The organism is Actinosynnema sp. CS-041913 (assembly GCF_050942485.1).
Lineage (GTDB): Bacteria > Actinomycetota > Actinomycetes > Mycobacteriales > Pseudonocardiaceae > Actinosynnema.
Genome location: NZ_CP192037.1, coordinates 6,875,615 through 6,892,384 on the forward strand (window position 1 = coordinate 6,875,615; position 16,770 = coordinate 6,892,384).

The 16,770-nt window shown below is 73.0% G+C and carries 17 protein-coding genes; 12 read left to right on the forward strand and 5 right to left on the reverse strand.

Annotation, left to right across the window (positions count from 1 at the left end; genetic code table 11):
• Window positions 1-9 precede the first annotated feature (9 nt).
• From ACQPZF_RS30650 to ACQPZF_RS30665, 4 genes are all read right to left on the reverse strand, one after another.
• Entirely contained in the window at window positions 10-855 is an 846-nt protein-coding gene (locus ACQPZF_RS30650) for an alpha/beta fold hydrolase (protein ID WP_433262859.1), read from the reverse strand.
• On the reverse strand, window positions 852-1,718 hold the full coding sequence (locus ACQPZF_RS30655) for an LLM class flavin-dependent oxidoreductase (RefSeq protein ID WP_433262862.1): 867 nt from the start codon (window positions 1,716-1,718) through the stop codon (window positions 852-854). Before ACQPZF_RS30655 ends, ACQPZF_RS30650 begins: the two co-directional genes overlap by 4 nt.
• The gene (locus tag ACQPZF_RS30660) at window positions 1,718-2,665 is read right to left on the reverse strand and encodes a zinc-binding dehydrogenase (RefSeq protein ID WP_433262864.1); all 948 of its coding nucleotides are present in this window, start codon (window positions 2,663-2,665) and stop codon (window positions 1,718-1,720) included. Before ACQPZF_RS30660 ends, ACQPZF_RS30655 begins: the two co-directional genes overlap by 1 nt.
• Before the next feature lie 113 nt (window positions 2,666-2,778).
• The gene (locus ACQPZF_RS30665) at window positions 2,779-3,417 is read right to left on the reverse strand and encodes an alpha/beta fold hydrolase (protein ID WP_433262866.1); all 639 of its coding nucleotides are present in this window, start codon (window positions 3,415-3,417) and stop codon (window positions 2,779-2,781) included.
• Between the two features lie 33 nt (window positions 3,418-3,450).
• Here ACQPZF_RS30665 and ACQPZF_RS30670 point away from each other — a divergent pair, with 33 nt between their 5' ends.
• Window positions 3,451-4,407, forward strand: coding sequence for a helix-turn-helix transcriptional regulator (locus tag ACQPZF_RS30670; RefSeq protein WP_433262868.1), 957 nt, complete (start codon window positions 3,451-3,453; stop codon window positions 4,405-4,407).
• Here the strand turns inward: ACQPZF_RS30670 and ACQPZF_RS30675 are convergent.
• Window positions 4,398-5,105: an SDR family oxidoreductase gene (locus tag ACQPZF_RS30675; protein ID WP_433262870.1), complete on the reverse strand. Its 708-nt coding sequence runs from the start codon at window positions 5,103-5,105 to the stop codon at window positions 4,398-4,400. The two genes, ACQPZF_RS30670 and ACQPZF_RS30675, sit on opposite strands and share 10 nt — an antisense overlap.
• A 111-nt stretch (window positions 5,106-5,216) precedes the next feature.
• On the opposite strand from ACQPZF_RS30675, the gene ACQPZF_RS30680 reads away from it, so the two are divergent.
• The 11 genes from ACQPZF_RS30680 to ACQPZF_RS30730 all read left to right on the forward strand — a co-directional run bounded on the left by ACQPZF_RS30680 (window position 5,217) and on the right by ACQPZF_RS30730 (window position 16,761).
• Window positions 5,217-6,254 (forward strand): serine hydrolase, encoded by a 1,038-nt coding sequence (locus ACQPZF_RS30680; protein ID WP_433262872.1) that lies wholly within the window; start codon window positions 5,217-5,219, stop codon window positions 6,252-6,254.
• A gap of 112 nt (window positions 6,255-6,366) precedes the next feature.
• The gene (locus ACQPZF_RS30685) at window positions 6,367-7,791 is read left to right on the forward strand and encodes a Dyp-type peroxidase (RefSeq protein WP_433262874.1); all 1,425 of its coding nucleotides are present in this window, start codon (window positions 6,367-6,369) and stop codon (window positions 7,789-7,791) included.
• A 362-nt stretch (window positions 7,792-8,153) separates the two neighbouring features.
• Complete coding sequence (locus ACQPZF_RS30690) at window positions 8,154-9,194, forward strand: LacI family DNA-binding transcriptional regulator (protein ID WP_433262876.1); 1,041 nt, start codon at window positions 8,154-8,156, stop codon at window positions 9,192-9,194.
• A gap of 149 nt (window positions 9,195-9,343) precedes the next feature.
• Window positions 9,344-10,666: a hemolysin family protein gene (locus tag ACQPZF_RS30695; RefSeq protein ID WP_433262878.1), complete on the forward strand. Its 1,323-nt coding sequence runs from the start codon at window positions 9,344-9,346 to the stop codon at window positions 10,664-10,666.
• Complete coding sequence (locus tag ACQPZF_RS30700) at window positions 10,663-11,694, forward strand: hemolysin family protein (RefSeq protein ID WP_433262879.1); 1,032 nt, start codon at window positions 10,663-10,665, stop codon at window positions 11,692-11,694. Before ACQPZF_RS30695 ends, ACQPZF_RS30700 begins: the two co-directional genes overlap by 4 nt.
• 118 nt (window positions 11,695-11,812) lie before the next feature.
• Window positions 11,813-12,304 (forward strand): toxin-antitoxin system HicB family antitoxin, encoded by a 492-nt coding sequence (locus tag ACQPZF_RS30705; protein WP_433262881.1) that lies wholly within the window; start codon window positions 11,813-11,815, stop codon window positions 12,302-12,304.
• 119 nt (window positions 12,305-12,423) lie between these two features.
• Window positions 12,424-13,287 carry a DUF4097 family beta strand repeat-containing protein gene (locus ACQPZF_RS30710; protein WP_433262883.1) on the forward strand — a complete coding sequence of 288 codons (864 nt, stop codon included), beginning with the start codon at window positions 12,424-12,426 and terminating at the stop codon, window positions 13,285-13,287.
• Entirely contained in the window at window positions 13,284-14,480 is a 1,197-nt protein-coding gene (locus tag ACQPZF_RS30715; protein ID WP_433262885.1) for a cytochrome P450, read from the forward strand. Before ACQPZF_RS30710 ends, ACQPZF_RS30715 begins: the two co-directional genes overlap by 4 nt.
• Window positions 14,481-14,535: 55 nt before the next feature.
• Complete coding sequence (locus tag ACQPZF_RS30720; protein ID WP_433262887.1) at window positions 14,536-15,474, forward strand: ATP-binding cassette domain-containing protein; 939 nt, start codon at window positions 14,536-14,538, stop codon at window positions 15,472-15,474.
• Window positions 15,471-16,244, forward strand: a complete 774-nt coding sequence (locus ACQPZF_RS30725; protein WP_433262889.1) for an ABC transporter permease — start codon at window positions 15,471-15,473, stop codon at window positions 16,242-16,244. The genes ACQPZF_RS30720 and ACQPZF_RS30725 overlap by 4 nt, the downstream gene beginning before the upstream one ends.
• Window positions 16,245-16,500: 256 nt before the next feature.
• Window positions 16,501-16,761, forward strand: coding sequence for a hypothetical protein (locus tag ACQPZF_RS30730; protein ID WP_433262891.1), 261 nt, complete (start codon window positions 16,501-16,503; stop codon window positions 16,759-16,761).
• The last annotated feature ends 9 nt before the right edge of the window (window positions 16,762-16,770 follow it).

Here is a 16,770-nt window from a genome sequence, read left to right on the forward strand (position 1 = left end):
CGGAGCGTGTCAGGCGGTGTGCCGCACCCACCGCTCGATGAACAGGTCCCAGACCCCGGCCGGGAACTCGTGCCCGGTGTCCGGCAGCACCAGCAGTTGCGCGCCGGGGATCTCCGCGACCAGCGCTTCCCCGTGCCTCAACGGCATCAGCGGGTCCACGTCGCCGTGCACTACCAGCGTCGGCGCCTTGATCTCCCCCAGCCGCGCCCGCCACGACTCGCCGACACTCATCTTGAAGTGGTTGCCGCTGGACGCCAGGTGGGGCGACCGGTCGAACACGCGGCCCGCCAGCGTGCGGGCGGCGGCCTCGTCCACCGGGCGGGGGCCCTGGAACGGGCGGTTCGCCGCCACCAGGTAGTCGACCACCGCGTCGCGGGACGTCCAGTCCGGCTCGGGCGTGCCGCCGGCCGCGAAGTGCGCGAGCAGCGCCGGGTCCATCGGCGGCAGGCTCGGGTCGCCCGGTCCGGCGGGGCCGGTCGCCATCAGCGTCAAGGTCAGCACGCGGTCCGGGTGTTCCAGCGTGAGTAGCTGCGCGATGCCGCCGCCCATGGAGATGCCGACGACGTGCGCCCGGTCGACGTCGAGGGCGTCCAGGACGCCCACCGCGTCCGCCGTGAGATCCGGGAACGTGTAACCGGGTTCGCCGGGCGGGTAGGCGACCGACCGGCCGGTGTCGCGGTGGTCGTAGCGGATCACGAACCGGCCGTGCGCGGCCAGCCGGGCGCAGAAGTCGTCCTCCCACAGGTCCATCGACCCGGTCGAGCCCATGATCAGCAGCACCGCCGGGTCGTCGGACGAGCCGAAGGTCTCCACGCAGAGGTCGACGCCGTTGGCGCGCAGGATCTGTTCAGTCACCACGTCACGGTAGCCGCCGCGACGAGTTCGGCCTGGCGGAAGCGGTCTTCGGTGAACGGCATGGCGACGATCCGGTCCGCGCCCGCCTCGGCCAGCGCGGCGAACCGCTCGGCCGCCTGCGCGGGGGTGCCGGTGACGAGCACCTCGCGCGCCTGCTCCTCGGGCATCCCGTAGTCGGTCATCCCCTTGACCCGCTGGTCGATCACGGACGCGGGCACGTCGCCCAGCGCCACGCTGACGCCGACCGTCACGCCGGGTCGGGGCCGGCCGAACTCGTCGGCCAGTTCCGCCAGCCGCCGCACCCCCGCCGCGACGGCCCGGCGCGGCACGAACGCCGGGTACCAGTGGTCGCCGAACCGGGCGGTCCGGCGCAGTGCGGCGTTCGTGCCGCCACCGACCAAGACCGGCGGCATAGCCGCCCCGGGCGAGAGCGCGATGTCGTGGCCGTGCAGGGAAACCGTCTCGCCGCGCACCAGTCCCGGCAGGACCTCCAGCACCGCGTCGGTGCGCTTGCCGCGGTCCGCGAACGGCACGTCCACCGCCCGCCACGCGGCCTCGCCGTGCGCGTCGCCGCCGCTGCCCACGCCGAGCAGCACGCGGTCACCGGAAAGGTGTTGCAGGGTGGCGATCTGCTTCGCCGTCCACGCGGGTTGGCGCAGCGCCACCACCATCACGCCGAAGCCGAGCTTGATCCGCGTGGTGACGGCGGCGGCGGTGGCGTGCACGAGGGTGCTGTCCAGGAACGGGTTCACCGGGATCAGGTGGTCGCCGTGCCACAGCGACTCCAGGCCGAGGCCTTCGGCGTGCTGGGCGTAGGCGACGATGTCGTGGCCGTAGCCGGGCAGCGTGATGCCGACGTCCATCACCGCACCTCCAACAGCGTTTTCCCCACCGTGGCACGGGATTCGATGGCGGCGTGCGCGTCGGACGCCTTCGCCAGCGGGAACCGCTGCCCGATCACCGGCCGCAGCGCGCCTTCCGCGGCCTGGTGCAGGACGGTCGACACGAGTTCGCGCAACCGGTCCGGCGTCGGACGCGACCCCTGCACCAGCGTCACCTCCCGCTCGGCGGCCCGTTCCGGCCCGATGCCCGCCCACTCGCCGCTCGCCAGGCCGTAGCTGAGCATCCGCCCGCCCGGTGTGATCAGGTCGAACGCGGCACGCGCGGTGTCACCTCCGACACCGTCGAACACCACGTCCACCGGGCCGACCTTCGCCGGCCAGTCGGCGGTCCGGTAGTCGACCACCTCGTCCGCGCCCAGATCGCGGACGACCTCGCCCTTGTCCCGACCGCCGGCCGCGCCGACGACGACCGCGCCCGCTGCCTTCGCTAGCTGCACGAGCAGCGTGCCGACACCTCCCGCCGCCGCGAGCACCAGCACCCGCTGCCCCGCGACCGCGCCGACCGTGCGGAGGTTGAGCAGGGCGGTGCGGCCGTCGGCCATCAACGCGACCGCCGTGTCCAGCGGCACGCCGTCCGGGACGACGACCACACCCGCCGCGTCCACCGCCGCCCGTTCGGCATAACCGCCCTGTCCGCCGGTGGCCGTGACGACCCGCCTGCCCACCAGACCGGGGTCCGCGCCGGGGCCGACCCTGGTCACGACGCCTCCCACGCCGTTGCCCGGGATGACGGGCGGGCGCACCGAGAACGGCCCCTGGCCGGTGCGCCGGTACTGCGTCTCGACGAACGTGATGTTGGCGTAGGCCACTTCCACCAACGCCTGTCCGGGACCGGCTTCCGGATCCGGCGCTTCCCCCGCCACCAGCACTTCCGGCCCACCGAACGCCGTCAACCACACCGCACGCATGTCATCCCCCGGGGCCGCTCCGACTGTGCGCCCAGCCTCCGACCTCCAGTTCGGTGGAGGTCAACACCGGACCGGCGACTGTGTTCGGGGTCACCCGGTCGCCGACCTGCCGGCTACGAAGTGGCGCCTGCGGACTTCAGCACGTCCGAGAGTGCCTCCGCACCACCGTCGATGAAGTTGTGCGACGTGTCGATTTCGAGCACCCGCCACCTCGGGTCGTCCCGGTAGGCGTCGCGGAACTGGATGAACGGGCTGTCTTCGGTGCCCTTCGCGAACAGGTACCAGCGGTCGGTGATCTTGTCGACCGCGCCGGTGATGCGGGGGCGTTGCAGCAGGGACGCGATGGGGTGGGCGAAGGCGCGGCGGTCGAAGAACGGCATCGGCGCGACGGAACGGCCGTCCCCGGCCGCGCCGTCGATGTACCACTCGCGCCACGGGCCGTGCACCAGGTCCCACACCGACTGCCCGTCGCCCGGCACCAGCGCGTCCACGTAGACCAGGGCCTTCACCTTGTCCGGCACGCGGTCGGCGACGGTCGTGACCACCATGCCCCCGTAGCTGTGGCCGGCGAGGACCACGTCGTCCAGGTCCCGCACGAGCGCCAGCACCTCGGCGGTGTGGTCCTCCAGGTTGCCGGTCCGGCTCAGCGTCGGCGCGTGCACCTCGTGGCCGAGCGCGCGCAGGTCGGTGGCGATCGGGTCGTAGTACCAGCCGCCGTGGCAGGCGCCGGGGATCAGCACGTAGGTCGTCATGGGGCCGACGCTAGGCCCGCTTTAGGACATAGGATGTCCGTGATGAACATGCCCGCGCGGATGTTGCGACTCTTGTCACTCCTCCAGGGCCGGCGGGAGTGGACCGGCACGGAGCTGGCGGACCGGCTCGGGGTGACCGACCGGACGGTGCGGCGGGACATCGAGCGGTTGCGCGAGCTGGGGTATCCCGTCGCCGGCACCACCGGGACGGCCGGCGGCTACCGGCTGCTGTCCGGGCGGGACCTGCCGCCGCTGCTGCTGGAGGACGACGAGGCGGTGGCGGTCGCGGTGGGGCTGCGGACGGCGGCCGGTGTCGCGGGGATCGAGGAGAGCGCGATCCGGGCGTTGGCGAAGCTGGAACAGGTGCTGCCGGACCGGTTGCGGCGGCGGATCAGGGCCGTGGGCACGGCCATCGCGCGGATACCGCTGGGTGGTGGGCCGGTGTCCGACCCGGCCGCGCTGGGGGTGCTGGCGGCGGCGTGCCGGGATCGGGAGATGGTGCGGTTCACGCACCGCGGCGTCTGGCGGAAGGTGGAGCCGGGCAAGCTGGTAACCGCTTTCCGGCAGTGGTACCTGCTGGCGTTCGACCCGTCGAAGGACGACTGGCGCACGTTCCGGATCGACCGGATCGGGATGCCGGAGCCCACCGGGCACCGGTTCCCGGCGCGGGAACTGCCGGCGGAACCCGCGGCTTTCGTCGCCCGCGTGCTGGCCGAAGCGCCGTACCGGTACACCGCCACGGCCTTGGTGCAGGCGCCCGCCGACGTCGTGGAGGCCCGGCTGATGGTGGCGTTGCCGGGCAAGGTCGAAGCGGTGTCCGCACGCACCTGCCGGGTGCGCCTGCGCGCCAACACCATCGAGCCGCTCGCCGCCGACCTGCTGTTGATCGCGGCGGACTACGCGCTGGACGCTCCGGAAGAGGTGCGGAAAGCGCTTGCCGCGGTCGCCGGGCGGCTCGGCGGGGAGGCCGGGCGGTCCGGTCAGCGGTAGGCGTCCTGACCGAGCGGGCGCACCAGGATCTCGTTGACGTCCACCGTGGACGGCTGCGACACCGCGTACATCACGGCCCGCGCCACGTCGGCGGGCGCGAGCTTCGGGTCGCCCAGCCGGGAGGTCGGGATGCCGCCCGTGTCGGTCAAGCCGGGCTGGACGAGCGTCACGCGCACGCCGGTGCCGACGCACTCCGCCCGGATCGCCTGCGCCAGCCCCGTGACGGCCCACTTCGTCGCCGCGTAGAGGTTCCCCGGCCGCACGCCCCGCCCGGCCGCCGACCCGGTCAGCACCAGGTGCCCGCCGGACCGGATCAGCGCGGGCAGCGCCGCCCGCGCGGTGAACGCCGGGCCGCACACGTTGGTCAGGACCATGTCGCTCCACTGCGCCGGCGGCGCGCCCTGCGAGGACGTGAACGAGGTGACGACGCTCGTGCCCGCGTTGGCGAACACCACGTCGAGCCGCCCCCATTCCTCCTCGACCCGGCCGACCAGCGCGGCGAGCTGCTCCCACGCCCGCACGTCGCAGGAGGCGACCCACACCCGGTCCGGACCACCCAGGCGGGCGGCCTGCTCGGCCAGTTTGTCGACGTCCCGCGCGGTCAGCACCAGCCGGTACCCGGCCTCGGCCGCCGCCTGCGCGGTGGCCAGACCGATACCGCGGGAAGCCCCCGTGATGAGGAATACCCCTTCGCCCATGTCGGCAGGCTACTGCTGGTTGGATCAGCGCACCGCGCTACACCGGTCAGAGGCAGCACACGCGCCTTCGGCGGCGTAGTAGTAGCGGACATCCTTGTCGATTGGGGGAACATGGACATCAACCGCAGGGTCGCGCTGGGACTCGGCTCGGCCGCGGCGGCGGGCGCCGTGCTGGGGACGCCGGGCACGGCGCAGGCCCAGGAGACGGACGCCGAGTGGGACGCGCTGATCCCGACCACCGCCGACCTGGCCCGCCGGAAGATCGCGCGGAAGTACCGGCGCGAGACGGGGTGGGCGGGCGGCACGTGGTCGTCCTACATCGGCGTGGCGGACCCCGACGGGGTGGTGCGGCCGGCCGTGGAGGTCGAGGCGGACCGCGTCGTCGAGGCGTACAGCGTGAACAAGATCGCGGTGGCGGTCGCGGTGCTGGACAAGGTCGACCGCGGGCTGATCACGCTGGACCAGCGGATCGACGTCACCGCCGCGATCGTCATCCAGGACACGGACGGGATCTTCGGGCTGGACGGCGCCTATCCGTCGTCGGTCACGGTGGGGCACGCGCTGGCCGCCCTGTTGACGGTTTCGGACAACACGGCGGTTCGGCTGTGCGGGCTGGTCTGCCCGGCGCTGGAGTTGAACGAGATCCTGCGCGGGAAGGGCTTCGTGCACACGCAGGTCGTGCCGGTGGCCAACCCCAACCGGTTCTTCCTCGGGACCACCACGGCTCGTGAGACGTACACGTTGTTGCAGCGGCTGGTGAAGGGCGAGTTGCTGTCCGAGACGTCCACGGCGCACCTGTTGAAGGTGTTGCGGTCGTTGACGTCGTTCACCGACGGGGTCCGGTTGAACCTGTCCTCGGCGGAGCGGTTGAACGTGGCGACCAAGGCCGGGTGGTTCGCGGACGGGCGCAACGAGGCCGGGATCGTGTTCGACGCCTCCGGCCGGGCGGTGATCACCTACGCGTTGTTCGCCTCCGGGCGGTTCGCCGGGGATCAGGCGGCCAACGCCGACAACTACAGCGCCACCCATCCCGCGTTGCGGGCACGCGCGGCGTTGGGGCGGACGCTGTACGACTCGGTCCTGCGGATCACCACTTCCCGGCCCCGGGCCTACGAGGCGCAGCCTTATCGGGCTGCCAACGGAGGGTGATCCGGCTACGGCCGATGGCCGGTGTTACGCAGGTCTCTTACGGTGGGTGTATCTGGCGGGACTCTGTGTGGTCTTGTCATCGAGGGACATTCGGGGGAATGGGGTCTCGGGGATGACCGAGCTGCTGCACCTGCACGCCGAGCGGCGGGGTGTTCGGCCGCCGTTGCGGGGGTCGCGGGAGATCCAGGGGAATGTGCTGGCCGCGTTCAACAAGGACCACCAGCAATTCCGGTTCGTGCGCTTCACCGACGCCCGCCTGGGCCGGACGTGGCTCGCCGCGATGCTCGGGCACGTGTCGGTCACGGCGGACGTCGAGGACTTCAACGAGGCGTTCTCGTTGGGACGGGCGATGTTCGGGGCCGATCCGCAGTCGCTGCGGGCGACGTGGACGAACCTGTCGTTGACGCCCGCCGGGCTCGCCCGGATCGCGGTCAACCCGGAGGCGGTCCTGCGCGACCTGCGGGAGCGTGATCCGGAGCTGGTGCAGGGCGCCGCGGCGCGGGCCGGTGTCAACGGGGACGATCCGGAGGAGTTCCGGTTCGGGCGGGACGACCAGCAGATCCACGCCGTGGTGACGGTGGCGTCCGACACCCGGGAGCGGCTTGACGCGGTCGACACGTTGCTCGATCTGCTGGACGACCTGTTGGGCGTGACGAAGGTCTACCAGGAGAACGCCGAGACGTTGCCCGCACCGCGTCGGGGGCATGAGCACTTCGGGTACAAGGACGGCATCTCCCAGCCGGGGGTGCGGGGGTTCCACGAGGAGGACCCGCACCGCACAGGGCATCGGCTGGGGCACTCCGGCGCGCTGCTGGTCAATCCCGGCGAGTTCGTGTTCGGCTACGAGACCGAGCGCGGCGACGAGAGCACGCGGACCGCGCGGTGGTTGCGGGACGGGTCCGTCCAGGTCGTCCGGCGGCTGACGCAGGACGTCCAGGGGTGGGATGCCGCGGTCGAGGAGCACGCTCGGGCGTTGGGGGTCACGGCCGCCGAGATGGGCGCGATGCTGATCGGCCGGCACAAGGACGGGCGTCCGCTGGCCGCTCCCGCGGACGAGGCGTTGGGGCTCGGGCCGGACCGGAACGACTTCGACTACGCCGACGATCCCCGCGGGCAGGTCACGCCGTGCCCGGCGCACGTGCGCAAGACCAATCCCAGGTCGTTCACGTTCCGCGATCCGCGCCAGCGGCGGATTCTGCGGCGCGGCATCCCGTTCGGGCCGCCGTACTCGGCGGACCCGCGGGCCGAGCGGGGGCTGATGTTCGTCGCCCACTGCACTTCCGTGCGGGAGCAGTTCGAGTTCCAGCAGCGGGTGTGGGCGGGCAACCCGGATTTCGCCGGTGGTGAGGACGGCGCGCCCACCGGCACCGACCCGGTGATCGGGGGTGCCGGCGCGGCGCGGTTCGAGACGTCGGAGGTGGGGGCCGCGACGTTGACGTTCGAGAGGTTCGTCCGCACCACGGGCGCGTTGTACGCCCTCGTCCCGTCGGTCAGCACGCTTCGGCTGCTGGCGGCGGGGCGGGAGTTGCCCCGGTAGGGAGCCTGGCCCGGTGGATGCCGGGCCGGCGCTGCCGGGGGCGGGGTTGTCCCGTCAGGGGCGCGCCGGAGGCCGGTCGTGGCCGCCGTCCACGATCGGCCTCCATGCCCTGCGAGGTCGACGCGCGAGCAGCCCCCCACCCAGCGACGGCGCGCGAGCAGCCCTCACACCGGCAGCGCAAGCGCGCGGGGGTGCCTTATCCCCGGCGACCCCCGCGCGCGAGGTCCGATCCCGTCGGTGCGGAAAGCGCTTTCCACCGCCAGGACCCGCTCCTTCCCCGCTCCTCCCCCTCTCCACTTCAGCCGTCGACCGACCGGCGCGGGCTACCCTCGACAATCCCACGACGCGAGAAGGAGACGACGGTGGCAGCGCGGCAGGTCACGCTGGCCGAGGTGGCGAAGCACGCGGGCGTCTCGCTCGCCACCGCGTCCCGCGTGCTCAACGGCAGCACCCGCCAGGTCAGCGACGAGCTGCGGGACCGCGTCGTGGGCGCCGCGCGCGAGCTGGGCTACCTGCCCAACGCCTCGGCGCAGGCGCTGGCCCGCAACAGCAGCGTCCTGGTCGGCCTCGTGGTGCACGACATCGCGGACCCGTACTTCGCCGGCATCGCCGCCGGAGTGACCCGGATCGCCGAGCAGGCGGGCCTGGTCGTCGTGCTCGGCACCACCGGCCGCGACCCCGACCGCGAAGTGCAACTGGTCAACACGCTGCGCGCGCACCGGGCGCGGGCGGTGGTGATCGCGGGCAGCCGGACCACCGACCGGCACGCCGTCGCCCGGCTCGCCGCGGAGATCGCCGCCTTCACCGGCCAGGGCGGGCGGGTGGCGTGCGTGTCGCAGGCCAAGCTCGGCGTCGACACCGTGGTGCCCGCCAACCGGGCCGGCGCGCGGGCGCTGGCCCGTGAGCTGGCCGCGCTCGGCCACCGGCGGTTCGCCGTGCTGGCCGGGCCGCCGGACCTGGTCGTGGCCCGGGACCGGCTGGCCGGTTTCAAGGCGGGCCTCGCCGACGCCGGTCTGCGGCTGCCCGCCGCCAACGTGGTGCACGGGGGGTTCACCCGGGACGGCGGGCACGCGGCGGTCGCCGGCCTGCTCGCCGCGAAGACCGGCGCCACCTGCGTGTTCGCCGTGAACGACGTGATGGCGATGGGCGCGATGGCGGCGCTGCGCGAACACGGTCTGCGGGTGCCCGAGGACGTGGCGATCGCGGGCTTCGACGACATCCCGACGCTGCGCGACCTCACGCCCGGCCTGAGCACGGTCCGGCTGCCGATGGAGGAGATGGGCGAACGGGCCGCGCGGCTGGTGCTGGACGAGGCCGGCGGCGAGCCGCGCACGGTCCGCGTGACCGGCGACGTGGTACTCCGCGCGAGCACCTCGTCACCCAGCGGAACCGGACTGCGCTGACCGGCGTCGACTCTCTAAACTGGACACGCAGCCCGACCCCGTCGAGGAGTGATCCCTTCCGTGCGCGACGCGCGATCTCCTGGTCGCAGTACCGAGCCGGGTCCGACACCCGGCTCTCCGCAGGACCCGGCCCCCAGCAGGGGTGCCCGGTGACCGGAATCCTGCTCAGCGTGCTCGGCCTGGTCGCGGTCGTGGCGCTGACCATCGGCACGTTCATCGCGGTCGCCGCCGAGTTCTCCCTCACCGCGCTGGAGCGCAGCACCGTCGAGTCACACGTCGCCGCCGTCGGCGACGCCAAGGCGCGGACCGTCGAGAAGGCGCACCGGTCGCTGTCGTTCCAGCTCTCCGGCTCGCAGCTCGCGATCACCTTCACCACGCTGATCACCGGCTACATCGCCGAGCCCGCCATCGCCCGGCTGGTGTCGCCCGCGCTGACCGGACTCGGCGTGCCGGAAGCGGCGGCCCGGCCGATCTCGCTGGTCATCGCGCTCGCCCTGGCGACCTCGCTGTCCATGGTGTTCGGCGAGCTGGTGCCGAAGAACCTGGCCATCGCCAAGCCGCTGGAGACCGCGCGGGCCGTCGCCGGCATCCAGGCGGGGTTCTCCACGGTCTTCCGCTGGCTCATCACCGGCCTCAACGGCGCGGCGAACTGGCTGGTGCGCCGGCTGGGCGTCGAGCCGGCCGAGGAGCTGGCGTCCGCGCGGTCGCCGCAGGAGCTGGGCGCGCTGGTCCGCTCCAGCGCCGAACACGGCACGATCGACGCGGGCACGGCGACCCTGCTGGACCGCTCGCTGCGGTTCGGCGACCGCACCGCCGACGAGCTGATGACGCCGCGCGTGCGGGTCGAGTCGCTGCGCGCCGACGCGACCGTGCTGGACCTGCTGGCCAAGGCCCGTGAGACGGGGTTCTCCCGGTTCCCGGTCTACCACGGCGACCTGGACGAGGTGCGCGGCATCGTGCACGTGAAGCAGGCGTTCAACGTGCCGCGCGCGCAACGCGCGACGACCCCGGTGTCGGCGCTGACCAGGCCGGTGCAGACGGTGCCGGAGACGTTGGCGGGCGACGCGCTGCTGGACCGGCTGCGGGCGTCGGGCCTGCAGACCGCGCTGGTGGTGGACGAGTACGGCGGCACCGCCGGGCTGGTCACCCTGGAGGACCTGGTCGAGGAGATCGTCGGCGACGTGCGCGACGAGCACGACCGGCGGGAGAGCGCGCCGGTCCGGCAGCTCGGCCGGGACCGGTGGCTGATGTCCGGGCTGCTGCGCGACGACGAGGTGTTCGAGGCGACCGGGTTCCGGATGCCGTCCGGCGACTACGAGACGCTGGCCGGCCTGGTGCTGGCACGGCTCGGGCGCATCCCGGACGTGGGCGACGAGACCCGGGTCGACGGCTGGCGGATCACCGTGGTGCTGATGGACCGGCACCGGGTGGCCGAGCTGCGGGTCGAGTCCCCGTCGGCGGTGCCGCGATGAGCATCCTGGTCATCTTCCTGCTGCTGGCGGGCAACGCGTTCTTCGTCGGCGCGGAGTTCGCGATCATCACCGCCCGCCGCGACCGCCTGGAGGCGCTGGCCGACCAGGGCAGCGCGCCGGCCAGGGTGGTCATCCGGGCGGGCCGCGAGCTGCCGCTGCTGATCGCGGGGGCGCAGCTCGGCATCACGCTGTGCTCGCTGGGGCTGGGCGCGCTGGGCGAGCCCGCCGTGGCGTCGATGCTGGAGGTCCCGTTCGGGGTGCTGGGGCTGCCGGACGCGGTGCTGCACGGGGTGGCGTTCGCGCTGGCGCTGGTGATCGTGGTGGCGCTGCACACCGTGCTGGGCGAGATGGTGCCGAAGAACCTGGCGATCGCCGGACCGGAGCGCACCGCGCTGTGGCTGGTGCCCGCGCACTACTGGTTCTGCCGGCTGGTCGCGCCGCTGCTGCGCGGGTTCACCGTGCTCTCGACGGCCGTGCTGCGGCTGGTGGGCGTGACGCCGAAGGACGAGCTGGAGTCGGCTTACACGCGGGACGAGCTGGCGCTGCTGATCGCGCAGTCCCGGCAGGAAGGCCTGCTGGAGGACTCCGAGCACCGGCGGCTGGCGCAGGCGCTGTCGTCGACGGAGCGGACCGTGGCCGACGTGCTGGTGCCGCTGGACCGGGTCACGACCGTGTCGGCGCGGCCCACCATGGGCGAGGTGGAGGACGCCGTGTCGGCCACCGGGTTCTCCCGGTTCCCGGTGGCCGACGACGGCCGGCTGGTCGGGTACCTGCACGTGAAGGACGTGCTGGACCTGGCGGACGCCGACCCGGCCACGAAGGTGCCCGGCCACCGGATCCGGGGGCTGCCGGAGGTGGCGGCGGACGCGCGGCTGGACGAGGCGCTGGCGGTGCTGCGGCGGGCGCAGAGCCACCTGGCGCGGGCCGTGGCGGCGGATGGCAGGGTGCGCGGGGTGGTGGCGTTGGAGGATCTGCTGGAGGAGTACGTGGGAACGGTCCGCGACGGCACCCATGTGCGAAGGGACTGACCGTGTCGGCCTCCGTGGCTGAGGTCTGACCAGCGCAAACCCATCTTGGCACCTGATGGTGCCAAGATGGCACCACCTTTGGGTTGCCATGGCACCACATCACTGCCATAGTGGTGCCATGGACCTCACGCCCTTCGTCGACAACCTCCGCCGCGAACTCGCCACGGCCGCCGAGGCCGTCGGTGAGGACGCCCGCACGCTCGCCGAGCGGCTGACCGGCCAGGTCGAGTCCGCCACCCGGCTGACGCTGCTGGAAGCGCTGTCGGCGGCGGCGTCCGAGATCACCCGCGAGCTGGCCCCCGGCTCGGTGGACGTCCGGCTGCGTGGCCGCGACCCCGAGTTCGTCGTTTCGGCGCCGCCGGCCGAGCAGGCGTTCCACGAGACGCCCGAGGCCGCGCCGCCACCTCCGCCGGCCGACGACGACAGCGCCATGACGCGCATCAACCTCCGCCTCCCCGAGCACCTCAAGCTCCGCGTGGAGGAAGCCGCCGGCAAGGCGGGCGTCTCGGTCAACGCCTGGCTCGTCCGGGCCGCGTCCGCCGCCCTCGACCAGGGCGTCCGCCAACCGACCCGCCACACCGGCCAGCGCTACACCGGCTGGGTCCGCTGACCGGCCCGACCCTCGCAACCACCTGACCGGCGCAACCACCCGACCGGCCCGGCCACCTGACCGGCGCAACCCACCTGACCGGCCCGAACACCCGACCGGCCCACTACCAGGGGACAGCCATGCCCATTTTCGCCACACCCGAGCCGATCACCGCCACCCTCGAACTGGTGATGGGCGAGACCCGGATCATCGCCGGCGACCGCACCGACACCGTGGTCGACGTCCGACCCCACGACCCGGACCGCGAGGGCGACGTGAAGGCCGCCGACCAGACCCGCGTCGAGTACGCGGACGGCCGGCTGCTGGTCAAGACGGCCAAGCTGCGCGGCATGTTCAACCGGGGCGGCTCGGTCGACATCGTGATCGAGCTGCCGACCGGCTCCAGCGTGCGCGGCGACACCGCGCTGGGCGGCCTCCAGGCCCTGGGCCGGTTCGGCGAGTTCCGGTTCAAGAGCGCGACCGGCGACCTCCGGGTCGACCGGACGGGGCCGACACACCTGCGCACCGCCATGGGCAACGTCAGCCTGGGCCACGCGACCGGCCACGCCGACGTGCAGACCGGGACCGGCGAGCTGTTCGTGGAGCGCGTCGACGGCTCCGCCGTGATCCGCAACTCCAACGGCGTCATCCGGATCGGCGAGGTCACCGGCGACCTGCGGGCGCAGAACGCGAACGGCGACATCTCGGTCGACCGGGCGCTCGCCGACGTCACCGCCAAGACCGCCAGCGGCAGCGTGCGGGTCGACGAGGTGGTGCGCGGCACGGCGGTGCTGGAGACCGGCGCCGGCCGGGTGGAGATCGGCATCCGGCACGGCACCGCCGCCTGGCTGGACGTCCGGACGGTGCTCGGCGCCGTGCACAACTCCCTGGAGTCCGCTCCAGGCCCCGAATCCGGCGCGGACGCCGTCGAGGTCCGCGCGCGCACCGGCATCGGCGACATCGTGATCCGCCGGGCCACCCCGATGAAGGAGGACGACTCATGACCACCCTCGCCGAGCAGTGGGGCATCCACCCGCAGCAGTTCTGGCTGCGCGGCGAACGCCCCGCCGAACCGGTCCGCTTCGAGGAGGAGACCGGGATGTGGACCGTCTACGGGCACGAGGAGGCCGTCGCGCTGCTCGGCGACCCGAAGACGTTCTCCTCCGCCCACGTCAACGAGCTGTTCCCGATCGAGATGGAAGCCTCCATGTCCGAGGGCAACCTGCTCGACATGGACCCGCCGGACCACCGCAAGCTGCGCAACCTGGTGAGCAAGGCGTTCTCCGCGAAGGTCGTGGCCGATTTAGAGCCCCGGATCGCCGCGCTCACCCACGAACTGCTCGACGCCGCGGTGGACGGGGGTCGGCTGGAACTGGTGAACGACCTCGCCTACCCGCTGCCGGTGATCGTGATCGCCGAGCTGCTGGGGCTGCCCGCGAGCGACCGGGAGCTGTTCCGGGGCTGGGTGGACGTCATGTTCTCCGAGACCACCCAGCTCTCCCTGAACGACGACAAGGAGAAGATGCTCGCGGAGTTCGCGGCCCAGGCCGAGGGCATGGCCCCGATGCTCGACTACCTCCGCGCCCACGCCGTCGAACGCCGGAAGAACCCGCGCGAGGACCTGATCAGCGGTCTCGTGCGGGCCGAGGTCGACGGGGCGCGGCTCAACGACAACGAGGTGGTCAACTTCGCCACCGTGCTGCTGGTCGCGGGGCACGTCACCACGACCATGCTGCTGGGCAACACCACGCTGTGCCTGGACGCCCACCCCGACCAGCGGGCGCGGATCCGCGCCGACCGGTCGACGCTGCCCGCGGCGATCGAGGAGTCGCTGCGGTTCCTCACCCCGTTCGCGTCGCTCGCGCGGGCCACCACCGCGGACGTGGAGCTGGGCGGGCAACGCATTCCGGCCGACCAGTTGGTGATGACCTGGCTGTCCGCCGCCAACCGCGACCCGCGGCGGTTCGCCGACGCCGACCTGTTCGACGCCACCCGCGACCCCAACCCGCACCTCGGCTTCGGCCGCGGCGTCCACTTCTGCGTCGGCGCGCCACTGGCCCGGCTGGAAGGCCGGATCGCCGTCGACATCCTGCTCGACCGGTTCCCCGACCTGCACGTGGACCCGGAACTGCGGCCGACGTTCATGCCGTCGCCGAACATGACGGGCGTGCGCACGCTGCCGATGCGCGTCGCCTGATTTCACCACTCCCGCACGTTCGCACCACTCCCGCAAGTCTTCCTGAGGGGCATCCATGACCATCTCGGCCTTTGGGCTGCGCAAAAAATTCGGCGACCACGTCGTGCTGGACGGCATCGACCTGGACGTCGCCGACGGCACCGTGTTCTCGCTGCTCGGCCCGAACGGCTCGGGCAAGACCACCACCGTGCAGATCCTGTCCACCCTGATCACGGCGGACGCGGGCGAGGTGCGGATCGCCGGCCACGACCTGCGGTCCGACCCGGACGGCGTGCGGTCGGCGATCGGTGTGACCGGGCAGTTCTCCGCCGTGGACGGCCTGCTCACCGGCGAGGAGAACCTGCTGCTGATGGCCGACCTGCGGCACCTGCCCCGGCGGGAGGGCAGGCGGGTCGCCACCGGCTTGCTGGAGCGGTTCGACCTGGTGGAAGCGGCGCGCAAGCCCGCGTCCACCTACTCCGGCGGGATGCGGCGGCGGCTGGACCTGGCGATGACGCTGGTCGGGGGGCCGCGGGTGATCTTCCTGGACGAGCCCACCACCGGGCTCGACCCGCGCAGCCGGCACGGGCTGTGGCAGATCATCCGCGAGCTGGTGGCCGACCAGGGCGTGACGATCTTCCTCACCACCCAGTACCTGGAGGAGGCGGACCAGCTCGCCGACCGGATCGCCGTGCTGGACCACGGGAAGCTGGTCGCGCAGGGCACCGCCGCCGAGCTGAAGCGCCTGGTGCCGGGCGGGCACGTGACCCTGCGGTTCGCCGACGCCCGCGGGCTCGACGCGGCGGCCCGCGCCCTCGCCTCGACCGGCCGGGACGACGACGCGCTGACGTTGCAGGTGCCGGGCGACGGTGGCGTGCGGTCGCTGCGCGCCCTGCTGGACGAGCTGGACCGGGCCGACGTCGAGCCGGACGGCCTCACCGTGCACACCCCTGACCTGGACGACGTGTTCTTCGCCCTGACCGGGCGGCCGACCTTGGAGGAACCCGCGCGATGACCGCCACCCACACCGTGTCGGACTCGCTGACGATGCTGCGTCGCGACTTCCGGCACCTCCAGCGCTACCCGGTGATGGCCGTCAGCGGCCTGGTGATGCCGGTCTTCATGATGCTGCTGTTCGTCTACGTGTTCGGCAGCGCGATGGTCACCACCGTCGGCGGCGGCACCTACATCAACTACCTGGTGCCCGGCATCCTGGTGATGGGCGTCGGCGCGGCCTCCGCCGGGACGGCGGTGAACATCAACGTCGACATGACCGAGGGCATCATCGCCCGGTTCCGCACCATGGCCATCGCCCGCGTCTCGGTGCTGACCGGGCAGGTCCTGGGCAGCATGATCCGCACCGTGGCGAGCCTCACGCTGGTCGTCGCGGTGGCGCTGCTCATCGGGTTCCGGCCGCAGGCGTCGTTCAGCGAGTGGCTGCTCGCGATCGCCGTGCTGCTCATGCTGACCCTCGCGCTGACCTGGCTGGCCGTCGCCGGCGGCCTGGCGGCGAGCAAGCCCGAGGGCGCGAACGGGTTCGCGCTGCCGTTCCAGTTCCTGCCGTTCATCAGCAGCGCGTTCGTGCCGACCGACTCGATGTCGCCGGGCCTGGCGTGGTTCGCCGAGCACCAGCCGTTCACGCCGATCATCGACACCCTGCGCGGCGTGCTCACCGGCACGCCGATCGGGAACAGCGCGTGGCTCGCCATCGGGTGGTGCCTGCTCGCCACGCTGGGCGGCTACTCCTGGGCGCGGAAGCTGTACAACCGCGACCCCTCGCACTGATCGGTCCGACCGAGGGCGGGTGAGGTCCCGGCGACGCTGCCGGTGGCACCGCGCGGGGGGCGTGCCACACGCCCCCCGCGTTGCCGTCCGCCGTGCGCGGTGCTGCGGTGGCGCGGTGCTGCGGTGGCGCGCGGTGGCCCGGTGGCCCGGTGGCCCGGTGCTGCGGTGGCCCGGTGACACCGCGGTCCACTGTGGACGGGCCGGGCCGGCGGCCCTGGGCGGTGCGCGCGGGGGACAGCGGGTTACGGTGTCCCCCGTGGACCCGCGTGAGGACGAAGAGGACGACTTCGACCCCGAAGACGACGACTTCGAGGAGGACGAGGAGGCGGACGAGGACGACCTGTTCGGCGTCACCTCGGAGCCCCGCACGATCTGCCACCTGTGCGGCGGAGCGGGTTTCGTCGCGCACCCGACGTCCGCCGTCATCGGCGGCGTCCCCCGGACCGTGGACAACGGCCGGGAGTGCCCGCACTGCCACGGCGCCCGCAAGTTCCCCGGCCTCGTCCCGCCGCTCTGAGCCCCGTTC